Raw genomic sequence first — 19,521 nt, 5'->3', positions numbered from 1 at the left:
AACATGAAACGGTATTTTCTATTACTAGTACTTGCCGCATTAGCAGCACCCATATCACAGGCACAATCCACTTGCAGCACATACTATCCGCTGGTTGATGGGGCCAACCTTCAATACACCAATTATAACAAAAAGGGGAAAGAGGATGGACAAATCAACTACACAGTCACCAATGTGGAAAGCAGTGGCGACAATGTAAGCGCCACCATGATGATGGAAATGGTGGACAGAAAAGGGAACACCTATACTTCGGATTATGAGATTGCTTGCGACGGAGATGTGGTGAAAATTGATTTTAAATCTTTGATGAACGACCAAATGCTCAGCCAAATGGGCGATGTTGAAATGGATATGTCGGGCACCGATGTGGAATTGCCCAACAATCTTTCCGTGGGACAAGAGTTGCCCGATGCCAATATGGAGCTTAAAATGAAAATGGGCGGAGCAATCAACATGAACACCAATGTAGAGACCATCAACCGCAAAGTGGAAAAGCAAGAAAGCGTGACCACTCCGGCCGGTACTTTTGACTGCTATGTAATCTATAGCGAAACCAAGACCAAAATGATGATGGCCAACCAAACCTTTCCTTCCCGCACATGGTTTGCTAAAGGGGTTGGCATGGTAAAACAAGAATCGTACAACAAAAAAGGAAAGTTAACAGGCAGCATGGTATTGACCCAGTACAGTAAATAGGTCATTGCTTTATAAAAAAACCGAGGTGCGAGCCTCGGTTTTAATATTAAATCAATTCTTATTTTTATCGGGTAAAGGCGAAATCATAATGTGGGCCCTGTGCGTTCCGGGGTTCATGATCCAAGGATGATTTGGGCCCACGGGTTTTTCAGGTAGTCCCGTGGATTCGGCGGTAGCAAATGGCAAATAGACCACATAACGGTATTGCGCTCCTTCAACCTCATTTGTTTTGGAGTTGTACAAATCACTTTCTCCATAATAAATATGAAGGGTGGACCCCGGTTTTCCCATATCCAGTTTGCCCGATTTTGCTTCTTCCTCTCTAATATCAAAGATTTCGGGTCCTGTTTTTCCCTCAGCTCGTAATTCTCGGCCTCTTGCCATAAAAGGTTCAAGGCTTTTGTGATAGCAGGCTGCATTGAATCACGATTTTTTAGGGTCATCCGCAAGGACAATGAATTCGTTATCTCCTTCCCGAAGTGTTACAAAGTCACCGGCCATATTATACCCAATGATTGTGCACCCATCTCTGCTTGCCTCTGGTGCGGCCATTAATGATGCTGCGATCAAGGCTTCGTCAGAGTCAATTGGAACATAGTTGGTTTCAACTTGATCTGTGCTATTCTCAACGGTTTCCACAACAGCTGAGTCGTCTGCATCTTTTTTGTTTTCGCTGGTATTCTTGCAGGAAACCAGGACTCCTGCTATTGCAATGGTTATGAGAATTTGTTTCATGGTATATTGAATTTAGTTATCGGCGACATGACGGGAACCCCCTAAACTGAAATTTATTTCACGGTTTAAAACCCACCTGTGGCCAAAATGTGCACGTAGTAAGGTAAGAAATATTTGCAGAATCTCTTATTATTTATATAAGGTACGAGTCTAGAGGTTTGCGCTGACCACTGGGGCAACAATGTTGGCGGTCGTTATTTGTTTCTCCTATAATGCATTTGCACCAATCCTGTATCAAATGTTTTTACAGATAAAAATTCAAGTAGTTGTTCGGGTCGTCCGTTTTTGAATAATCGTGTACCATTGCCCAATAATACCGGAACAACTGAAATGATAAACTCATCGACCAAGTCATTTTTTAAGAGTTCATTTATTACTTCGGCACCACCGTCACAATAAATGTTTTTCCCTTTTACCGATTTTAGTTTGGCGACCAAATCGGTCAAGTTTCCATTGTAAAAAGTTGTCCTGCCCACGTTTGGTCTTTGGGTCCTGGTAATGACATATACATCCCTTTGCCCATTGTCGTAATGTGACGAACCGATTTCCTTGAGCACATAATCATACGTTTTTCTGCCAACAATCAACGTGTCTATTGTCCCCGTGAATTTTGCATATCCGTAGTCTTCCCCTTCCTTTTCAACAAGTTTCAAAAAACTGAGATCGTCATTGGGTTTTGCGATGTAGCCGTCCAAACTTACCGCGATGAAAAGTGAAATTTTTCGCATTTGAGTCAAATTTTTATGTCTTTGCAAAATTGTTTTGAATTAACCAATGACACTTTGTAAAAATGCGACAATTTACAGTTGCTATGGAGAAAGCCCAGTATTTTGTTTGATTTCATGGGCTAGATGCGAATGGTCATAATAGCCGCATTCAAAAGCAATATCAAGCAGACTCCTATCCTTACTTGAGTTTTTGATAATATTCAAAGTATTTTGAAAACGGACAATATTTGAATATTTCTTTGGCGAAAGCCCTATTTGTGCCTTAAAACTTCGTTCCAATTGTCTTACGGTCATACAATTCTTTTTGGAAAGCTCGTAAATACTCAATTGTCCGTTTGCCTTTTGTATATCTTCCAGTACTGATTGCAATTGGTTGTTTCCACTTTGTATTCTATCGGCAAAAAATCGGTTTAAGTAGCCAAAGGAACCTTCAAGAACCTTGTCCGTATTGAATGAATTTGATTTCTCAAACTCAATGGTGCTGTCGGTCAGTTCATGCTGTTGTGCATAATCATAAAAGTTAGAAAACGCCCCTGGCTTGAGGCAAACTCCTATCAAATGTGTCTGGCTGCTGATAAAACTATCTTTAAAAGAAGTCATTGTACCGACAATATAGGTTTTTCCGAATTCCATGGAAACGGATCCATTATCCGTCAAACAGGTTTCCCCCAAGTTTATTACCAAGCCTCCGCAACCATCTGGAAAATTTCGCTCCCATTGACTATCCAACTCACTTCCATTCAGTTCCCAAAAGGAGTGGATAAATGGTTCCAATTCTTTATGTGGTTTTTTTTCTGTGTACTTCATTTTTATTGGATACCGTTTCTCATTGAGAATCGACACTAAAGATATGGTCATTTTCAATTGAATGACGCTCATAGATCACCGAACCAAGCAATAAAGTCAAAAAGCGTGAGGACACAAAACCCTAAACCCCAGCCCCTTCCTTGACCATCTCCGCCTCAAAAAGATCAGTAAAATGCTTCAGCAATTTTACTTTTACTTCCTCCATATCCACTTCCTTCTGGCCCAGTTCCACGTTAAGAGAAGTAACTGCCTTATCCTTGATGCCACAGGGAATCATCATATCAAAATAACCAAGGTCGGTATTTACGTTTAGGGCAAAACCGTGCATGGTCACCCAACGGCTCGCGCGTACACCCATGGCACAAATTTTTCGGGCAAAGGGAGTGCCCACATCCAGCCAAACACCTGTTTCTCCTTCGGAGCGCTGTCCCTTTAGTCCATATTCGGTCAAGGTGAGAATAACCATTTCTTCCAAAAAACGAAGGTATTTGTGAATGTCCGTGAAGAAATTGTCCAAATCCAAAATAGGATAGCCAACCACTTGCCCCGGACCATGATAAGTAATGTCCCCGCCTCGGTTGATCTTATAAAATGTGGCCCCTTTGGCTTCCAAAACTTTTTCATCCACCAATAAATTGTTGATGTCGCCACTTTTCCCCAAAGTGTACACGTGCGGGTGTTCCACAAACAAAAAGTGGTTTGGGGTTTCAAGGCCTGTATCCTCCCGTCGGTTACGCACCTTGGTGTCCACAATGTCCTTGAACAGCGTTTCTTGGTAATCCCAAGTTTCCTTGTAATCCTTACATCCTAGATCTTGCAGGGCAACTTTCTTGTTCATGCCACAAAGATACAAAGCATTGTAATGGAAAACTATCGCTCCAGTTCCACCTCAAGATCCAAAACCGAGGGGTCTTTCATCAAATCCAAAAAGTTCACCTCGTAGATCAGCGTCTTTCCATCGGCGCTAAAGGTGGCCTCTTCCACTGTAGTGGATTTCACCTTTTTCGGAAAATGATATTTAAGTGTATAGGTAGAGCCCGACAGGAACATTTCGGCGCCTTGCAGACTGTCCAATTGCTGCTGAAACAGCTCTTGGTCCACAATTTTGGAGGTTCGGGTAAATGTATTTTTTTTGAATGAGTAATTCACCTCTGTTGCCTGATCGGCAGGCTTTATCTTTTCTTGCTGCGGATTGGTATTGCCCCCTATTGCACTAGCTTCTTGAAAGGTGCTGAAAGCATCGTTCATTTCGCTTACATCCTTAAAATCGCTGAAAAGGTCGAACATCATCACACTTTTCTCGGGGTCCATCACCATTCGCATGTTAAACGGTTCCAATTTTTTCAATTTGGCCTGTTCCTCTGGTGGCAGTTGGGCAATACTGTCTTTTTTATCTTTCAACAATTCTCTAAAGGAAATAATGGAATCTACTGGCTTTTCGTTGGTCTTGGCCATTTCTTCGCCAGCCATTTGCATAAGTTCGGACCCATCAAAATTGATGGACAACTTTCCCGAACCATCTTCTTTCAGATGGATTTCCTCCGTAAAATTGCATGAATAGGTCAGGGCAACCCCCATTGCCATCAACAAGATTTGGATTTTTTTCATAAGATATTTAGTTAGTGTTGTTTAAAATAACCAGGGCTCCTATTACACCCGGAACCCATCCACAAAGGGTTAAAAGTAATACAATAAGAATAGAGCCACAACCCTTTCCGATAACTGACAAAGGCGGAAACAATATGGCCAACAAAACTCTCCAGAAACTCATTTTTTTTGATTTTGATTGATGATACCTATAAGTAGTTAAAATAACATTTTTGTTACATAAAAACCACTATTTTTAGCCCGAATCGGATATCAAATGCGGTTTATTGTCCTTATCATATTAGTAATAAACTCATCTGCCCTTTTGGGGCAATACCGTTTTTCTGGAGAAGTTTCCAGGGAAAATACCGGTAATGCCATTTACTTGTCATTGGTAGAGGATTACCGTAAATCTTCCCGAGTGTACCTCGACCAAATCGTTCAAAAGACAAAAGTGGATTCCTTGGGCCATTTTTATTTTGAAGGAAATAATCTCAACGAACAAAACCGAATTTATCGCATTCATTTGGATGGTTGTTCGGACAACACGGGCACCAATCACTTTTTGGGTAAGTGCAACAACAGCAAAAATGTGCTTTTTATAGCCAACAATAAAGATACGCTCAAGTTCCCTACTTCTTTTGAAGATCAATCCCTCTGCACTATTTCTTCCAAAAACCCCAATTCGGGACTGTTATTGGAAATAGAAAACCTAAAAGATCAGATGGCCTACGATTTTGTGGACTACCCCAGCAAGACCAACAAAAAATTGAACTTGGTTAAATGGTTTAAAAACTTGCACAGCTTTGGACGGCAGATCAACGAACCTTTGGCCGAGCTTTACATTTATGATTTTATATCCGACAAAAGAAACGAAACCTTTAGGTTTTATCTGGAAGACCTTACGAACAATGATTATTACGAAAACTTGTCCGAAAGATTGACCAGCACCTACCCCGAGGCAGAATTCACGCAACAATACAGGGCCGAAATCACTACCGACAAAGAGTTGGCCAGTTTCAATCGTACAAAATCATCCAAATGGAACCGCACCATCATTGCCCTTTTGGCTGTTTCCGTTTTGGGCAATGTTATGTTTTTCCTAGGAAGAAAGAAAAAGGACAACACCTCCCAGCTACTTGAAAAGCTAACCCCACAGGAGCAAAAAATCACCAACCTGATGCTGGAAAACAAGACCAACAAAGAGATTGCTTCTGAACTTTTTGTAAGCGTCAGTACTATAAAAACACACATCAACAACCTGTACAAAAAGCTGGGTATTTCCTCCCGCGAAGAGATGGTTGTTCGCTTCAAAAAATAAATTTCAACCCCCGGTCTAGTCCCGATTTCCAACGCGTAAAAGTTCTCTCAACAATTGATTTTATTGAATTTGGCTACCTAACCATAAATCACATAAAATCATGAAACAAGTTTTACCCGCATTGCTTATGCTAGGCATCTTCTGTGTTTCGGCACAAGAATTCAACAAGGAAATCACCATCGAAAATGGATTGAAGTTTTTGGTGGGGCAAATCAATTTGGAAGGGTTGCAATCCCAACCATACAACAAATGGTTCCAAACACTATACTGTGGATGAAACCATGACAACTCTATCAAAAGAAAAATTGGCCGAATACCATATCAAACTCTTTGTGGGAACCTGGTGCGGCGAAAGTAAGCGGGAAAGCCCAAAATTCATCAAAATATTGGAAGCGGCAGATTTTCCCATGGAGCAACTGGAAATCATCGCCTTAGATTACCGAAAGGGTCACTACAAAACCAGTCCGACCGGAGAACAAAAGGGGTTGAACATTATAAAAGTGTCGACCATCATCTTTTTTAAAGATGGAAAAGAAGTCAACCGAATCGTGGAAAGTCCTTTGGAAACTTTGGAGGAAGACATTGTCCAAATAGTATTTAAAAAGGACTATGTGCCCAATTATGCATATTAAGTTTGACCAAGGCAAGGATTTAAAGCGCAAAAGTGTAATTTTGCGCTTTAAATTTTTTACAGACTATGCAACTATCGGAACAAGAGATCGTTCGAAGGGAAAAATTGACCAAACTCAGGGAAATGGGCATCGACCCATATCCCGCAGCATTATATCCTGTTGATGCCACTTCCAAGAGCATCAAGAATGATTTTGAAGAAGGAAGGAAAGTAGTAATTTCCGGTAGATTGATGTCACGCAGGATCCAAGGAAAAGCCTCTTTTGCTGAATTACAGGACAGCGAGGGCCGTATCCAAGTCTATTTTAACCGCGATGAAATCTGTCCGGATGACGACAAAACCTTGTACAATGATGTGTACAAAAAATTGTTGGACATCGGGGACATCATCGGTATAGAGGGAGAGCTTTTCACTACGCAAGTAGGGGAAAAAACCGTGATGGTGAAGAACTTCTCGCTTTTGAGCAAGAGTTTAAAACCATTGCCGCTACCAAAGGTAGATGATGAGGGAAAAGTGTACGATGCCTTCAACGACCCCGAATTGCGTTACCGTCAGCGGTACGTGGATTTGGTCGTGAACCCCCACGTAAAGGACACTTTCATCAAAAGAACAAAAATCACCAACAGCATACGGGAGTTTTACAACCAAAAAGGATATTTGGAAGTGGAGACCCCCATTTTGCAACCCATTCCAGGAGGGGCGGCGGCCCGTCCTTTTTTAACGCATCACAATGCATTGAACGTGCCCTTGTACCTGCGGATTGCCAACGAGCTTTATTTGAAGCGATTGATTGTGGGCGGATTCGATGGTGTTTATGAATTCTCAAAAGATTTCCGTAATGAAGGGATGGACCGCACCCACAATCCAGAGTTTACCGTAATGGAACTCTATGTGGCCTACAAAGACTACAACTGGATGATGGATACCACCGAAAAGCTGTTGGAGAAAGTAGCTATTGATGCTACCGGAAGCTCCAAAGTAAAAGTGGGCGATCACGAAATTGAATTTAAAGCCCCTTACCCAAGGGTTCCTATTTTGGAAGCCATTAAAATCCATACCGGTTACGATGTAGCTGGAATGGAAGAGGATGAACTTCGTGAAGTAGCCAAGAAATTGGATATTGAAGTGGATCAGACCATGGGTATAGGTAAATTGATCGATGAGATTTTTGGCGAAAAATGTGAGCACCACTACATTCAGCCCACCTTTATTATAGATTATCCGAAGGAAATGAGCCCGCTGACCAAAGAGCACCGTACCAATCCAAGGCTTACGGAGCGTTTTGAGTTGATGGTAAACGGAAAGGAATTGGCCAATGCCTACTCGGAGCTCAACGACCCCATTGATCAGCGCGAACGTTTTGAAGAACAACTCAAGCTCTCCGAAAAAGGAGATGATGAGGCCATGTTCATAGACCAAGATTTCTTGCGTGCTTTGGAATATGGTATGCCTCCTACTTCGGGCATTGGAATCGGTATTGACCGCTTGGTGATGTTGATGACCAACAACTCATCCATTCAAGAAGTATTGTTCTTCCCGCAAATGCGACCAGAGAAAAAACAGGTGGAGCTTACCGAAGAGGAAAAAACAATCATGGACATTCTTAAGCCACAAGGCGAAATGCCATTGGTCGACCTTAAAGCAAAAGCTGGTCTGAGCGGTAAAAAATGGGACAAGAGCACCAAAAGCCTTACAAAGCATGGACTTATCAAAGTAGAAAAGACGGAAGACGCCCTACTTGTGAAGTATACGGGTTAATCCGAGAAAGTTCCATCCCAATCATACGCAAACCCCTGAACCTTAGATCAAGTTCAGGGGTTTTCATTTTTTAAAAAACCCTGTCTTTCCATCGTTTTTCTCTTTTTTGAAGGAAATTTCCAGTAGCTACCCCCAATAATCTTACTAAAATCTACTTGTATGAAAAGAATGAAACTAACATTCCTTTTTGTGCTGTTGGTATCATTTATTGGCAGGGCACAAGAGGTAACCGGAACCGTTTAGGACGACCAAAATGTACCTTTGCCGGGAGCTTCGGTCCAAGTAAAGAGCACCACAACGGGAGCCGTCACCGATTTTGACGGCAATTACACCATTGAAGCAAGTACAAGTGACATTCCAGTGTTTTCGTACATCGGCTTCAAAGCCCAAGAAGCAACCGTAACTGGAAGTACCTTGGACATTACACTACAAGCAGGGCTCGAACTGGAGAATGTGGTAGTGGTTGGTTCCCGTTATGCCAACAGAACGGCAACGGACACCCCAGTTCCCGTAGATGTTTTGGATGTCACCGAATTGACACAATCCACTCCGCAGGTCACCGTTACTGAAATTCTGAACTATGCGGCGCCATCATTCAATTCCAATCCGCAATCCATTTCCGATGGTACCGATCACATTGCCCCAGCCTCATTGCGCGGACTTGGGCCCGATCAGGTTTTGGTTCTAATCAACGGTAAAAGAAGGCACAAAACAGGACCCGTAAACGTAAACGGGGCTTTTGGTCGTGGTAGCGTGGGCACCGACATGACCACTATTCCATCCAACTCCATTGCAAGAATAGAAATTTTACGTCATGGTGCTGCTGCCCAGTATGGCTCCGATGCCATTGCAGGGGTCATCAATATTGTGCTAAAAAACACCGTGAACGAATTGCAAGTGGATGTTAATACGGGAGCCAACTGTACCAGCGAACACGGCCCGGACAAAAATGTGGATGGAGAAAAGCTAAGCCTCTGATTGAATTATGGCCTATCCATTGGAAAAAACGGTGGATTCATCAATTTTACGGGGAATTTTAACCATAGAGGTTCAACCAACCGTATGCAAGAGTGGGAAGGTTCTATTTTTAATGGTCATAATTCAGTTGAAAGGGTTGCTGTTGCCGACAACTATGACACATCACTTCTTTTAGATGATGACCTAACGGATATTTTTCAATATGCAGGCACAGCTGGAATTGCTTCAAATGGTGATGAAACCAAAGAAGAGCTGCAAGGAATCTTGAGTGAAGATGTTACAGAATCTGAGTTACTGGCTAGAGGGTTACAGCGCAGCGACTTTAACCTGCAGGTAGGGCAATCCAAAGTGAGGGGCTCTCAGTTTTTCGCCAACCTTTCCATTCCATTGGACGAAAATCTGGAGCTCTACGGTTTTGTAGGGTTGAGCTTTAAAAATGGTAAGGTCGCTGGTTTTTATCGTTTGCCCAATCAATCCAGAACCTATTCCCCGGCCTATCCCAATGGTTTTTTACCAGAAATCAATTCCAACATCATGGACCAATCGGCCACCTTTGGTATTAAGGGAGTGTTGGGCGATTGGAACGTGGATTTCAGCAATTCCTATGGCAAAAATGAGTTTTTGTACTACGTTACCAACTCCAAAAATGCATCCATGGGCAACTCCATCCCGTTCGAAGCAGATTCAGGTGGGTTCAACTATAGCGAGAACACCACCAATTTTGATATGAACCGTTTTTATGAAGACACCATGGCAGGCTTGAACATTGCCTTTGGTGCCGAGCATCGCGTGGAAAACTACGGCATTGTCGCGGGTGAAGAAATTTCTTATACGCAGTACAATACTTTGGGCATTGAATCGCTCAAGGAAGAAACTTCCATTGGGGCCACAGCTTGTTTTACGGCAAGAGTTCCCAACGCCAACCTTAAATTTACTTTGGACGGATATCTTATCAATATTGATGATAGGGTCATCCTAACGGGCCAATTTGGTGATAATGGCAATGTAGAACTGGCCAATTTGTTTCAACAGGCCAACGCCACCCAGGCAGCTTTCTTTACAAACTCGTTGGATACCCAAACAATGGGGCTGGATTTTGTGATTGACCACAAAGCAAACATTTCGGATGGGGTTTCCTTGACCAATACGTTGGCCTTTACGTTTTCTGAAACAAGTGTGGAAAAGGTTGAAGTTCCTAAAGCCATTGCCGATGCGGGCTTGAGCGATACCTATTTTGACCCTACCAGTAGAATTCATTTGGAATCTGCCGTGCCAACTACCAAAGGAAAACTTTCGCACAACATAAAAGTGGGCGACAACTGGAATTTCTTTTTGAGGAACGGCTACTTTGGCGAAGTAAGGGAAGCCACCAACGAAAATGACCCTTCCATTGATTATACGTTTGGCGCTAAAGTAATCACTGACCTTTCCATAGGTTACAATATTTCAAACAGCACAAGGTTCACTTTGGGAACAAACAACCTGCTAGATGTGTATCCCGACAAGAACGACCCTGCCTTTAGATCGGACAGACGGTTTATCTACTCCAGAAGGTCCGTTCTATTTGGAACCAACGGAGGTTATGTTTTTGGAAGGTTGACCTTCAAGATAAAATAGGGACAGTCTTTAATTTAACTGTCTTGAAGTAGAGGTGACCAAAAAACAATGAAGCTTGAATTTTGTCAGGTTGAACGCAGTCGAAACCTTTTGATTATCAGTAGTAGTCAATAAATTCTCGACTGCGCTCGAATTGACAGAGAGCAACTTTTTTTTGCTTCTTTAATATTTTTATCTTTTAACAAAAAATCCTAGCTTAGAACCCCAATGGAACTAAGCAAAAAAATTGGGCTGGTCCTAGGACCGGTTGCTTTTCTTATTTTAAACTTTCTGCCTTTTGAGCTTGTATCGGAAAAAGGCGACCCTGTAATTTCTGTAGCTGCCTGGATGCTGATTTGGTGGATTACCGAAGCGGTCTCCATTTCCGTGACCGCGCTGCTTCCTTTACTTCTTTTGCCTATTTTAAAGGTGTTGTCCATTGCAGAGGTAGGAGCCAATTATGGCAGCCCCATTGTATTCCTCTTTTTTGGAGGGTTTGTAATGGCGTTGGCACTGGAAAAAGTCAATCTTCATAAGCGAATAGCCCTAAATATTATCAGATTGACCGGTACAACCCCCAACAAGGTAATTTTAGGTTTCATGATTGCAACGGCCACCTTGAGCATGTGGATCAGCAATACGGCCAGTACCGTGGTGATGCTCCCTATTGCAATTTCTGTTATTAATTTATTGATCAGTGATGCCGATGGTTTTACAAAAAACGATCAAAATTTTGCCCTGAGTGTCATGCTGGGAATCGCCTTTTCCGCAAATGCAGGAGGAATCGCCACAGTAATCGGTACGCCGCCAAACTCTGTATTGATAGGACTGTTGGAGAATGAATACAACACAGAGATTTCATTTTTAAAGTGGATGACGATAGGTTTGCCGTTTTCCATCATCATGGTCGGGATTTGTTATTTGGTACTGGTAAAATGGATGTTCCCCAACCGTGACCTAAAATTCAATGCTTCCAAGGAAGTAATACATGCTGAACTGAAAAAACTCGGCCCGACTTCCGGTAAGGAAAAAATGGTGCTGGTTATTTTTGGCATAACGGTCTTTCTATGGATTTTTAGAACCCTAATCAATGGCATTCTTCCCCAATTGGGACTTACCGACACCATGATCAGTATTTTTGCGGCCATTGCACTTTTCGCCATACCCTACAACATCAAAAAAGGTGATTTTATCATTGTATGGAAAGATACTTCCAGACTGGCATGGGGCATATTGATTTTGTTCGGTGGGGGACTGGCCCTGGCCCAAGGCATGTCCGCTAGTGGTATTGTGGATTTGGTTGCCAATGGCATTGCTCAAAGCGAAATAAGTATTTTGTTCACCGCTGCCCTTTTGATTTTTCTAATGTTGTTTATGACCGAGTTGATGAGCAACGTAGCCTTGGTGGCCGTTCTGGCTCCTGTGGTAGCGGGTATAGCCATTGGTCTGGATATTCCTATGTTGCACTTATTGATTCCTGTGACCATTGCCAGTAGCTGTGCTTTTATGCTTCCCATGGCCACACCGCCCAACGCCATTGTTTTTGCAAGTGGCTATGTAAAAATCCCGCAGATGGTACGTGTTGGTGTAATGCTCAACCTGATTGCAGTGGTCTTGCTTATTTTGGTGTTCCAGTTTGTGATTCCGCTATTGTTCTAAACTAAAAAATGCCCCTCCGGGCGGAGGGGCATTTTCACAAACTAACTAACTCAAAAAAATGTAAGAAACTAACTTAATCAACGCTACCCACTTTTGCACAAGTGGAACGTAACTCTTTGCTAGGTATAAAGTTACAACCCTTTTTTGTGAATTTTATTGTAATTAGTTTTTTGTTAACGCAACAGTTAAACCTCGTTTATGATTCTTTGTTGTGCGTTTATCCAAAAAGGATGCAATAATTTTAGTAAAACCCACAAAAGGCTGAATAATCTGCATCCTAAAAATCGTTTTACTAAAAATAATTCCGTCTAAAAAGATGATGTTATTTTTTTGTTAACCAGACATTTATAAGTTTTCATTAACAAGAATATGCTACCAAACAAAAAACCCCTCGTTCGAGGGGTTTTTATAGCTAACTCAAATAATTCGTAAAATGATGAACATTTTACTGTATTGACCCTGAGTATGGATCAAAATCTTCTGGGAGATACTTAGAGGTATCGAAACCCAAATCTATTTCTTCGTCTTCCATGTAGTTAACGGAAGTGACTGCAATTACATCGGTGTAAGGATCAAAACCTTGTGGCAAAAGATATTTGCTGTTTACGCCCAGTACAAGCTCCGTTTCTTCCTCTACATAAGGAATTGACTTTAAATCCACATATACTTCATAAGGAGAAAAACCTTCGGGCAAGTAATCTTTGGTATCAAAACCTAAATCCATGTCCTCTTCCTCCATGTAATTGATAGCATGTACATCCACCACATCTGTATAGGGATCAAAATTTTCCGGCAAGTACTTTTGGGTATCAAAACCTAGCGCGGGTTCAACTTTGTTCTCGAAGTATATGATGGAATTCAAATCAAAATAGTTTTTGTGAGGGTCGAAGCCCTCAGGAAGATAATCTGCGGTATCAAAACCCAGGTCAACCTCTGGCTCTTCCTCTAAATAAACTATTTCGTCCAAATTCAATTCATACAAGGCATAACCTGCCATCTCTGAAGTTGAATCGTTTAACTCAGCACTAATGTTCAATGTGGTTAAACCGGTTTCTAAACTACCTGAAGTCTCGGATTGCACCTCGACAACCTTGGTATTTTGCTGATCGTTGGCTATGGCGGTACTACTTAATAATACACTACCATAAATTAATAATAACTTGTTCATTTTTTGATTGAATTTTATGATTGATGTTATGCCTATAAGACTGTCCTAGTTGCAAAATGTTACAGTATTTAGGAATTTTTCACAAAAATTAAACACCCCTTGAGCCCCGCAATACGGGGCAATACAGCTCAAACCATCAGTAAAAGGAAGGACTCCCAAAGGTTGGGGCATTCCGTTAAAAAAACGACCGTTAATATTTATTTAACAGTTAGTTCTCACGAATTTTAGGTTCTTTGAATCTTCTTAGTTATTCAAACAAACCTATAATGATCAAAAATTTACTACCTCGACTAATTTTAGTTGTTATTCTTCTGGGAACCCTCCAAACCACGGAGGCCCAACTTTTCAAAAAGAAAAAGAAGGACACCGAGCAAAAAAAGGACGACAAGTCCAAATCGGACGATATTAAACCTTATGACAAGGTAATTACCAAAGGTGCAAAAACGGATAAAGGCCTTTTTAGCGTACACACCGTAGATGACAAACATTATTACGAAATCCCCGATTCCTTGTTCAATCGTGAAATGCTCATGGTGAGCCGAATCTCCAAAACGGCCACAGGAATTGGTTTTGGTGGGGGAAAAATCAACACACAAGTGCTGCGTTGGCAAAAAAAGGACAAAAAAGTATTGGTGCGTGTAGCTTCTTACGAAAATGTGGCTGCGGATTCATTGCCTGTCCACGAAGCGGTGGTCAACTCCAACTTTGAGCCCGTGCTCTTTTCTTTTGACATCAAGGCCATCAACAAAAAAGATTCCTTGAACCCTGCAACGGTAATAGAAATAGACCCTTTGTTCACCAAGGACGTAAAAGCCCTTGGTTTTCCCGATGGTTACAGAAAAAGATTTAAAGTTACCCGTATGGATGGGGACCGAAGCTATATCGAATCCATCAAAAGTTATCCCTTGAACATTGAGGCACGCCATGTAAAAACATATTTGTCCAGCGACCCGCCGAGCAATTCCAGCTTGGGTTCCATTTCTTTGGAAATCAACAATTCCATGATCCTATTGCCCAAAGAACCCATGAAGCGTCGTTATTTTGATCAACGTGTTGGTTGGTTCGCCAGAGGGCAGGTAGATTACGGACTGGATGCCCAAGAAAGCAAAACCGTGACCTACTTGGATCGTTGGAGACTTGAGGTCAAAGATGAGGACATTGAAAAATTCAAGGCCGGCGAATTGGTAGAACCCAAAAAACCCATTGTTTATTATGTGGACCGTGCAACTCCCAAAGAATGGGTGCCCTATATAAAACAAGGAATTGAGGATTGGCAAGTTGCATTTGAGGAAGCAGGCTTTAAAAACGCCATTATCGCAAAGGACCCGCCTTCTCCAGAGGAAGACCCGGAATGGTCCCCAGAGGATGTTAGATATTCGGTGGTACGTTATTTGGCCTCCCCTATCCCAAATGCCAACGGTCCGCACGTGAGCGATCCAAGGAGCGGTGAAATTTTGGAATCCGACATTAACTGGTACCACAATGTAATGAGCTTGCTTCGCGGTTGGTATTTTGTACAGACTGCCGCCATTAATCCCGATGCACAAAAAACACAGTTCGAAGAGGATATTATGGGCCGCTTGATACGCTTTGTATCATCCCACGAAGTGGGGCACACTCTTGGATTGCCACACAACATGGGAAGTAGTGTAGCTTATCCCGTAGATTCTTTGCGTTCGGCCAGTTTCACCCAAAAATATGGTACGGCTCCATCCATTATGGACTATGCCCGTTTTAACTATGTGGCACAACCTGGTGACAAAGGTGTAGCTTTAATGCCAAACATCGGCATTTACGATAAATATGCCATCAAATGGGGATACAAACCTATTTTGGACAAAACCGCAAAGGAAGAAAAACCCATTTTAAACGATTGGATCTTGGAACATGCCGGAGATCCCATGTACCGTTTTGGTCACCAACAAGTGGGCGACATTCACGATCCAAGCTCCCAAACCGAGGATTTAGGGGACGATGCCATTAAAGCTAGTTTGTACGGCATTGAAAACCTAAAGCGTATTGTTCCCAAATTAATCGATTGGACTACCGAGGACGGTGAAAACTATGATGACCTGGAAACCATGTACGGACATGTGGTCGCACAGTTCCAAAGATACATGGGGCACGTTTCCAACAACATTGGAGGTGTTTACGAGTATCACAAAACCGCGGATCAAGAAGGTGCCGTTTATACCCATGTGAGCAAAGAACATCAAAAAAATTGTATGGCCTTTATGCAGGAACAGTTGTTCGAGACTCCTGAGTGGTTGATTGACCAGGATATTTTCAACAAAATTCAATATTCGGGGTCTGTGGAGCGTATCCGTTCCATGCAAGAACGCTACTTGAACACCATGCTGCAATTGGGCAAATTGGCACGAATTATAGAAAATGAGACCTTGAACGGTGATGATGCGTATGGTTTAGTAGAAATGATGCGCGACCTCCGCAGGGGCATCTGGTCCGAGACCCGAAGTGGCAAAACAATAGATACTTATAGAAGAAACCTTCAAAAAGCACATATTGATCGTTTGGAATATTTGATGACAGCGGATGATCAAGATAAATTGCCTGATTTTGGCGGTTATAGAAAATCCACGCCCATCAATACAAGCCAATCCGATATTCGTTCGGTGGCACGTGCCGAGCTCAATAATCTTAAAAGAGACATTAGGGGCGGCCTTGCCCGGATTCCCGATACCATGAGCCGATACCATTTGCAAGATGCCCTGGAACGTATAAACCTTATATTGGAGCCTACTAGATAAATACTTTTTTAGATAAGTACAAATTGTAAAGGTGTAGCTGATTCGTTTATCGGCTACACCTTGTTTTTTTTCCCATACACATCCAAACATGGTCGTTTCACAACAAATCGCTGAGATTCCCATTCGGTTTGATTACTTTAGTAATTCCAAATCTCACATCATGAACTACAAAACAAAAAGCTTAATCTACTTTTCCTGTTTCGTGGCAGCAGCTACCTTATATTATGTAATGGATCAGCGCGACGATTTCCAAGATCAACTCAATTCAAAAACTTACGTCGAGACCCATTTCGAGGATGCCGACGATTATACTGATGAGTCTATAGAAGACGATTTGGAAGAAGAAAACAAATAACTTCCCCCTATTTATTAATCAACCACCACGGGGCAAGCCCACGAGGTATTCAAACGAAAAAAGATTAATTCATTTCGACTTAGAACGTCGGGGAATAAAACCCTCAATGAGAGATTAAAGGCTTCACGAACTACGTTGTCATGACCAAAACTTTGGACACGGTTTTGTCCAAAGAATAAATCATTAAAGCTCGAACATAAAAAGTTATTGGCTATCCCTAACTAAGCGCTGAATAAAGTAGCCCCATCACAAACAGAACACACCGCCTTAACATTGAATTTTACCAAGGCACCACAAAACATGCTGCATGAGGTTGATTTGGAAAAAGACCCTATATCAGAATAAAGAGGTAGAACAAAGAAAAACGTACACCTTGAGTCGGTAAAACGACAACACCAGAAAAAAAAGATTGTACCGTAGAAGTACCAATAACTAGACTTGAAAAAATCTTACAATCGCAAAAAGGCTATGCACCACGGCAATAAAAAAATGCAGGAGAGAGGGAGAAGAGGATAGTGTTTTTTGTTGATTTAAGAAGCCGCATCCGCCATGGTTGCGGTTTCTTTTTTATCCGCATTTTTACAGATATATTTGATTATCTGCTATTAAACAGATATATTTGATTATCTGTCAATTAACAGATATTTTAAATTATCTGTTGAAGAGAAGATATTTTGTTTCAAAAAAAAGAAAAATGGTTGCCATTCTTACAGGGGATATCAAAAATTCAACAGAATACAAAACAGCCAAATGGCTGCCCGTGCTAAAACAGGCCCTGGGCCATTATGGCAAAGAGCCCACGGAATGGGAAATATACAGGGGAGACAGTTTTCAGCTGCAGATGGCACCGGAACGGGCATTGGAGGCATCGGTGTACATAAAGGCATGCATTAAGCAAACACGCGGATTGGACGTTCGCATCGCAATTGGTCTGGGAGAAAAAACGTATGATGCAGGAAAAATAACGGAGTCCAATGGCGGTGCTTTTGTACATTCAGGTAAATGTTTCGAAAACCTCAAAAAACTAAACTTGGCCATAAAAACACCCAATAAAGTATTCGACGAACACATCAATCTGCTCCTAGAACTGGCTCTTTTGACCATGGACAATTGGACCCCGGCCATCTCAAAAACGGTAAAAACTGCCATGGAAAACCCTAATTTGAATCAAAAAGAACTGGCATCAATACTCAACAAGTCTCAAGGGAACATTAGTGAAGAGCTGAACAAAGCAGGATTTGATGAAGTCCAAAAAATGATTCATTTTTACAAAACCCAACTCGCACAACTATGACGATTTTAGCCCTAAAATTGATACTCGCCCACTTTTTGGGAGATTTTGTCCTCCAACCTGCACATTGGGTAGCGCATAAATTAGCTAAGAAGGGTAAATCCAAATATCTATACTTTCATATTGGAGTACACGTATTGGTGTTGTTGATCATATTGCAATTTCAACATGTGGGCGCCATCCTTTTTATTGTTGCGACCCACTATTTAATAGACTTGGGAAAACTACACCTTAGCAACCCAAAAAACTACCGTTGGCTCTTTGTGGCAGACCAAGTACTGCACCTTTTGGTGCTGGGGGGAGTGTTGTACTGGATATCTCCCTTTTCGTTGGATGTAACCGCATTTTTTACTGAAAGTTCACTTTTATTGATTACGTTTTTGGTCTTTGTCACTTATGTATCCGGTATTGTTATGCGGATGTTGTTGGCCCCTTATATTGATGAAGTTGCCAAGGACGACGAATCAGGAGGAGGTGGCTCCCTTAAAAATGCCGGGGCCTACATTGGTATGCTGGAACGACTCTTTGTATTTGGTTTTATTTTAATGCAGCAATGGGCCGCAATGGGCCTATTGATCACGGCAAAATCCGTGTTTCGCTTTGGCGACCTTAATAAGGGAAAAAACCGAAAGTTAACGGAATACGTCCTTATCGGCACCCTTCTAAGTTTTGGCCTGGCCATACTTTCGGGCATGTGTTATCTATACATAAAGGGGGAACTTTAACTACCATTATATCTTCTTTTACGACACGAAAAAAATGGATTGGGTTAAGCCCTATCATCATAAATATTGTATTTTATAATCCATTGTGCATTATGATTGAAATTCGTCATTTCGAGTTGATTTCACGATAGCATGAGTAAAATTTGTATCGAGAAAAAGAATTTTTATCTAAAAAAGTTCTCGATATGATTTTTCGTTTCTCAAAATTACTCGAACTGACGCCTAGAACTAAGTTTTATGTTCAAAATGCACAATGGGTTTTTATAGTAAAAGGTATTTAAATGAAGGACGATATGGGAGTAATATCAACAAACAAACGGGAAATAAAGCTTTTTTACAATGCAGAGACCAGTGTGGGCATGCAAACCTTGGCTTATTTAAAAGCTTCCGAGAAAAAAATATTGGATGTGGACTTGTCGAAGACCAAAATAACGGGCACCCAATGGACAGAACTCGCCAAGTGCTTGGACAAGCCCATTAAGAAACTTATCAATATCGAACATCCTGATTTTATGAAGGAATACGGTAAAACACACGACCTCCAAGGCGATGAGGATTGGCTCAAAGTTTTGGTAAACAACCCCAAGGTGGTAACCCAACCTATACTGGTGAATGGAGATAACGTCATTCAAATAGACACCCCTTCAAAAGTTATGTCCTTCTTGAAAGAAGAAGAAAAAGACTAACCCTCTACTCCTAAACGTACATATTTAAACAC

General features: G+C 41.7%; 21 protein-coding genes. 13 read left to right on the top strand and 8 right to left on the bottom strand.

What is annotated here, in order from left to right; translation table 11 throughout:
• Positions 1–3 precede the first annotated feature (3 nt).
• A complete protein-coding gene (locus AC13CC_RS07785) occupies positions 4–696 on the top strand; it encodes a TapB family protein (protein ID WP_326279345.1) in 693 nt (230 codons plus the stop codon).
• Positions 697–747: 51 nt separating this feature from the next.
• Here the strand turns inward: AC13CC_RS07785 and AC13CC_RS07780 are convergent, their stop codons facing one another.
• The 7 genes from AC13CC_RS07780 to AC13CC_RS07750 form a co-directional block, all read right to left on the bottom strand.
• Entirely contained in the window at positions 748–1,080 is a 333-nt protein-coding gene (locus AC13CC_RS07780; RefSeq protein WP_482876820.1) for a hypothetical protein, read from the bottom strand.
• Positions 1,081–1,119: 39 nt separating this feature from the next.
• The gene (locus tag AC13CC_RS07775; RefSeq protein ID WP_482876822.1) at positions 1,120–1,431 is read right to left on the bottom strand and encodes a hypothetical protein; all 312 of its coding nucleotides are present in this window, start codon (positions 1,429–1,431) and stop codon (positions 1,120–1,122) included.
• 194 nt (positions 1,432–1,625) lie between these two features.
• Positions 1,626–2,159: a dihydrofolate reductase family protein gene (locus tag AC13CC_RS07770; RefSeq protein WP_482876824.1), complete on the bottom strand. Its 534-nt coding sequence runs from the start codon at positions 2,157–2,159 to the stop codon at positions 1,626–1,628.
• Positions 2,160–2,240: 81 nt separating this feature from the next.
• On the bottom strand, positions 2,241–2,966 hold the full coding sequence (locus tag AC13CC_RS07765) for a DUF6597 domain-containing transcriptional factor (RefSeq protein ID WP_482876826.1): 726 nt from the start codon (positions 2,964–2,966) through the stop codon (positions 2,241–2,243).
• Positions 2,967–3,087: 121 nt separating this feature from the next.
• Positions 3,088–3,804, bottom strand: a complete 717-nt coding sequence (lipB, locus tag AC13CC_RS07760) for a lipoyl(octanoyl) transferase LipB (RefSeq protein WP_482876828.1) — start codon at positions 3,802–3,804, stop codon at positions 3,088–3,090.
• Between the two features lie 32 nt (positions 3,805–3,836).
• Positions 3,837–4,574: a hypothetical protein gene (locus AC13CC_RS07755; RefSeq protein ID WP_482876830.1), complete on the bottom strand. Its 738-nt coding sequence runs from the start codon at positions 4,572–4,574 to the stop codon at positions 3,837–3,839.
• A gap of 7 nt (positions 4,575–4,581) precedes the next feature.
• Complete coding sequence (locus AC13CC_RS07750; RefSeq protein ID WP_014032109.1) at positions 4,582–4,737, bottom strand: YqaE/Pmp3 family membrane protein; 156 nt, start codon at positions 4,735–4,737, stop codon at positions 4,582–4,584.
• A 93-nt stretch (positions 4,738–4,830) separates the two neighbouring features.
• Here AC13CC_RS07750 and AC13CC_RS07745 point away from each other — a divergent pair, with 93 nt between their 5' ends.
• The 7 genes from AC13CC_RS07745 (at position 4,831) to AC13CC_RS07715 (ending at position 12,496) form a co-directional block, all read left to right on the top strand.
• Entirely contained in the window at positions 4,831–5,874 is a 1,044-nt protein-coding gene (locus tag AC13CC_RS07745; RefSeq protein WP_482876832.1) for a response regulator transcription factor, read from the top strand.
• 100 nt (positions 5,875–5,974) lie between these two features.
• Entirely contained in the window at positions 5,975–6,151 is a 177-nt protein-coding gene (locus tag AC13CC_RS07740) for a hypothetical protein (protein ID WP_482876834.1), read from the top strand.
• Between the two features lie 4 nt (positions 6,152–6,155).
• Entirely contained in the window at positions 6,156–6,506 is a 351-nt protein-coding gene (locus AC13CC_RS07735; RefSeq protein WP_482876836.1) for a thioredoxin family protein, read from the top strand.
• Between the two features lie 65 nt (positions 6,507–6,571).
• On the top strand, positions 6,572–8,263 hold the full coding sequence (gene lysS, locus AC13CC_RS07730) for a lysine--tRNA ligase (RefSeq protein ID WP_482876838.1): 1,692 nt from the start codon (positions 6,572–6,574) through the stop codon (positions 8,261–8,263).
• A 261-nt stretch (positions 8,264–8,524) separates the two neighbouring features.
• Positions 8,525–9,241 carry a TonB-dependent receptor gene (locus AC13CC_RS07725; protein WP_482876840.1) on the top strand — a complete coding sequence of 239 codons (717 nt, stop codon included), beginning with the start codon at positions 8,525–8,527 and terminating at the stop codon, positions 9,239–9,241.
• The gene (locus AC13CC_RS07720; RefSeq protein ID WP_482876842.1) at positions 9,242–10,858 is read left to right on the top strand and encodes a hypothetical protein; all 1,617 of its coding nucleotides are present in this window, start codon (positions 9,242–9,244) and stop codon (positions 10,856–10,858) included.
• A gap of 207 nt (positions 10,859–11,065) precedes the next feature.
• Complete coding sequence (locus AC13CC_RS07715; protein WP_482876844.1) at positions 11,066–12,496, top strand: SLC13 family permease; 1,431 nt, start codon at positions 11,066–11,068, stop codon at positions 12,494–12,496.
• A 445-nt stretch (positions 12,497–12,941) separates the two neighbouring features.
• Here the strand turns inward: AC13CC_RS07715 and AC13CC_RS07710 are convergent, their stop codons facing one another.
• Entirely contained in the window at positions 12,942–13,664 is a 723-nt protein-coding gene (locus AC13CC_RS07710) for a hypothetical protein (protein ID WP_482876846.1), read from the bottom strand.
• 266 nt (positions 13,665–13,930) lie between these two features.
• On the opposite strand from AC13CC_RS07710, the gene AC13CC_RS07705 reads away from it, so the two are divergent.
• The 5 genes from AC13CC_RS07705 (at position 13,931) to AC13CC_RS07685 (ending at position 19,489) form a co-directional block, all read left to right on the top strand.
• Positions 13,931–16,432: a zinc-dependent metalloprotease gene (locus tag AC13CC_RS07705; RefSeq protein WP_482876848.1), complete on the top strand. Its 2,502-nt coding sequence runs from the start codon at positions 13,931–13,933 to the stop codon at positions 16,430–16,432.
• Positions 16,433–16,592: 160 nt separating this feature from the next.
• Positions 16,593–16,787, top strand: coding sequence for a hypothetical protein (locus AC13CC_RS07700; RefSeq protein WP_293169372.1), 195 nt, complete (start codon positions 16,593–16,595; stop codon positions 16,785–16,787).
• Between the two features lie 694 nt (positions 16,788–17,481).
• On the top strand, positions 17,482–18,081 hold the full coding sequence (locus AC13CC_RS07695; RefSeq protein ID WP_482876850.1) for a transcriptional regulator: 600 nt from the start codon (positions 17,482–17,484) through the stop codon (positions 18,079–18,081).
• Positions 18,078–18,803 (top strand): DUF3307 domain-containing protein, encoded by a 726-nt coding sequence (locus AC13CC_RS07690; RefSeq protein WP_482876852.1) that lies wholly within the window; start codon positions 18,078–18,080, stop codon positions 18,801–18,803. Before AC13CC_RS07695 ends, AC13CC_RS07690 begins: the two co-directional genes overlap by 4 nt.
• 293 nt (positions 18,804–19,096) lie before the next feature.
• On the top strand, positions 19,097–19,489 hold the full coding sequence (locus tag AC13CC_RS07685) for an arsenate reductase family protein (protein ID WP_482876854.1): 393 nt from the start codon (positions 19,097–19,099) through the stop codon (positions 19,487–19,489).
• Positions 19,490–19,521 lie beyond the last annotated feature (32 nt).

This window comes from Flagellimonas sp. L-11 (genome assembly GCF_056857735.1).
Note: the sequence above shows the minus strand (reverse complement) of the source record. Positions and strands in the feature narration are given on the sequence as shown.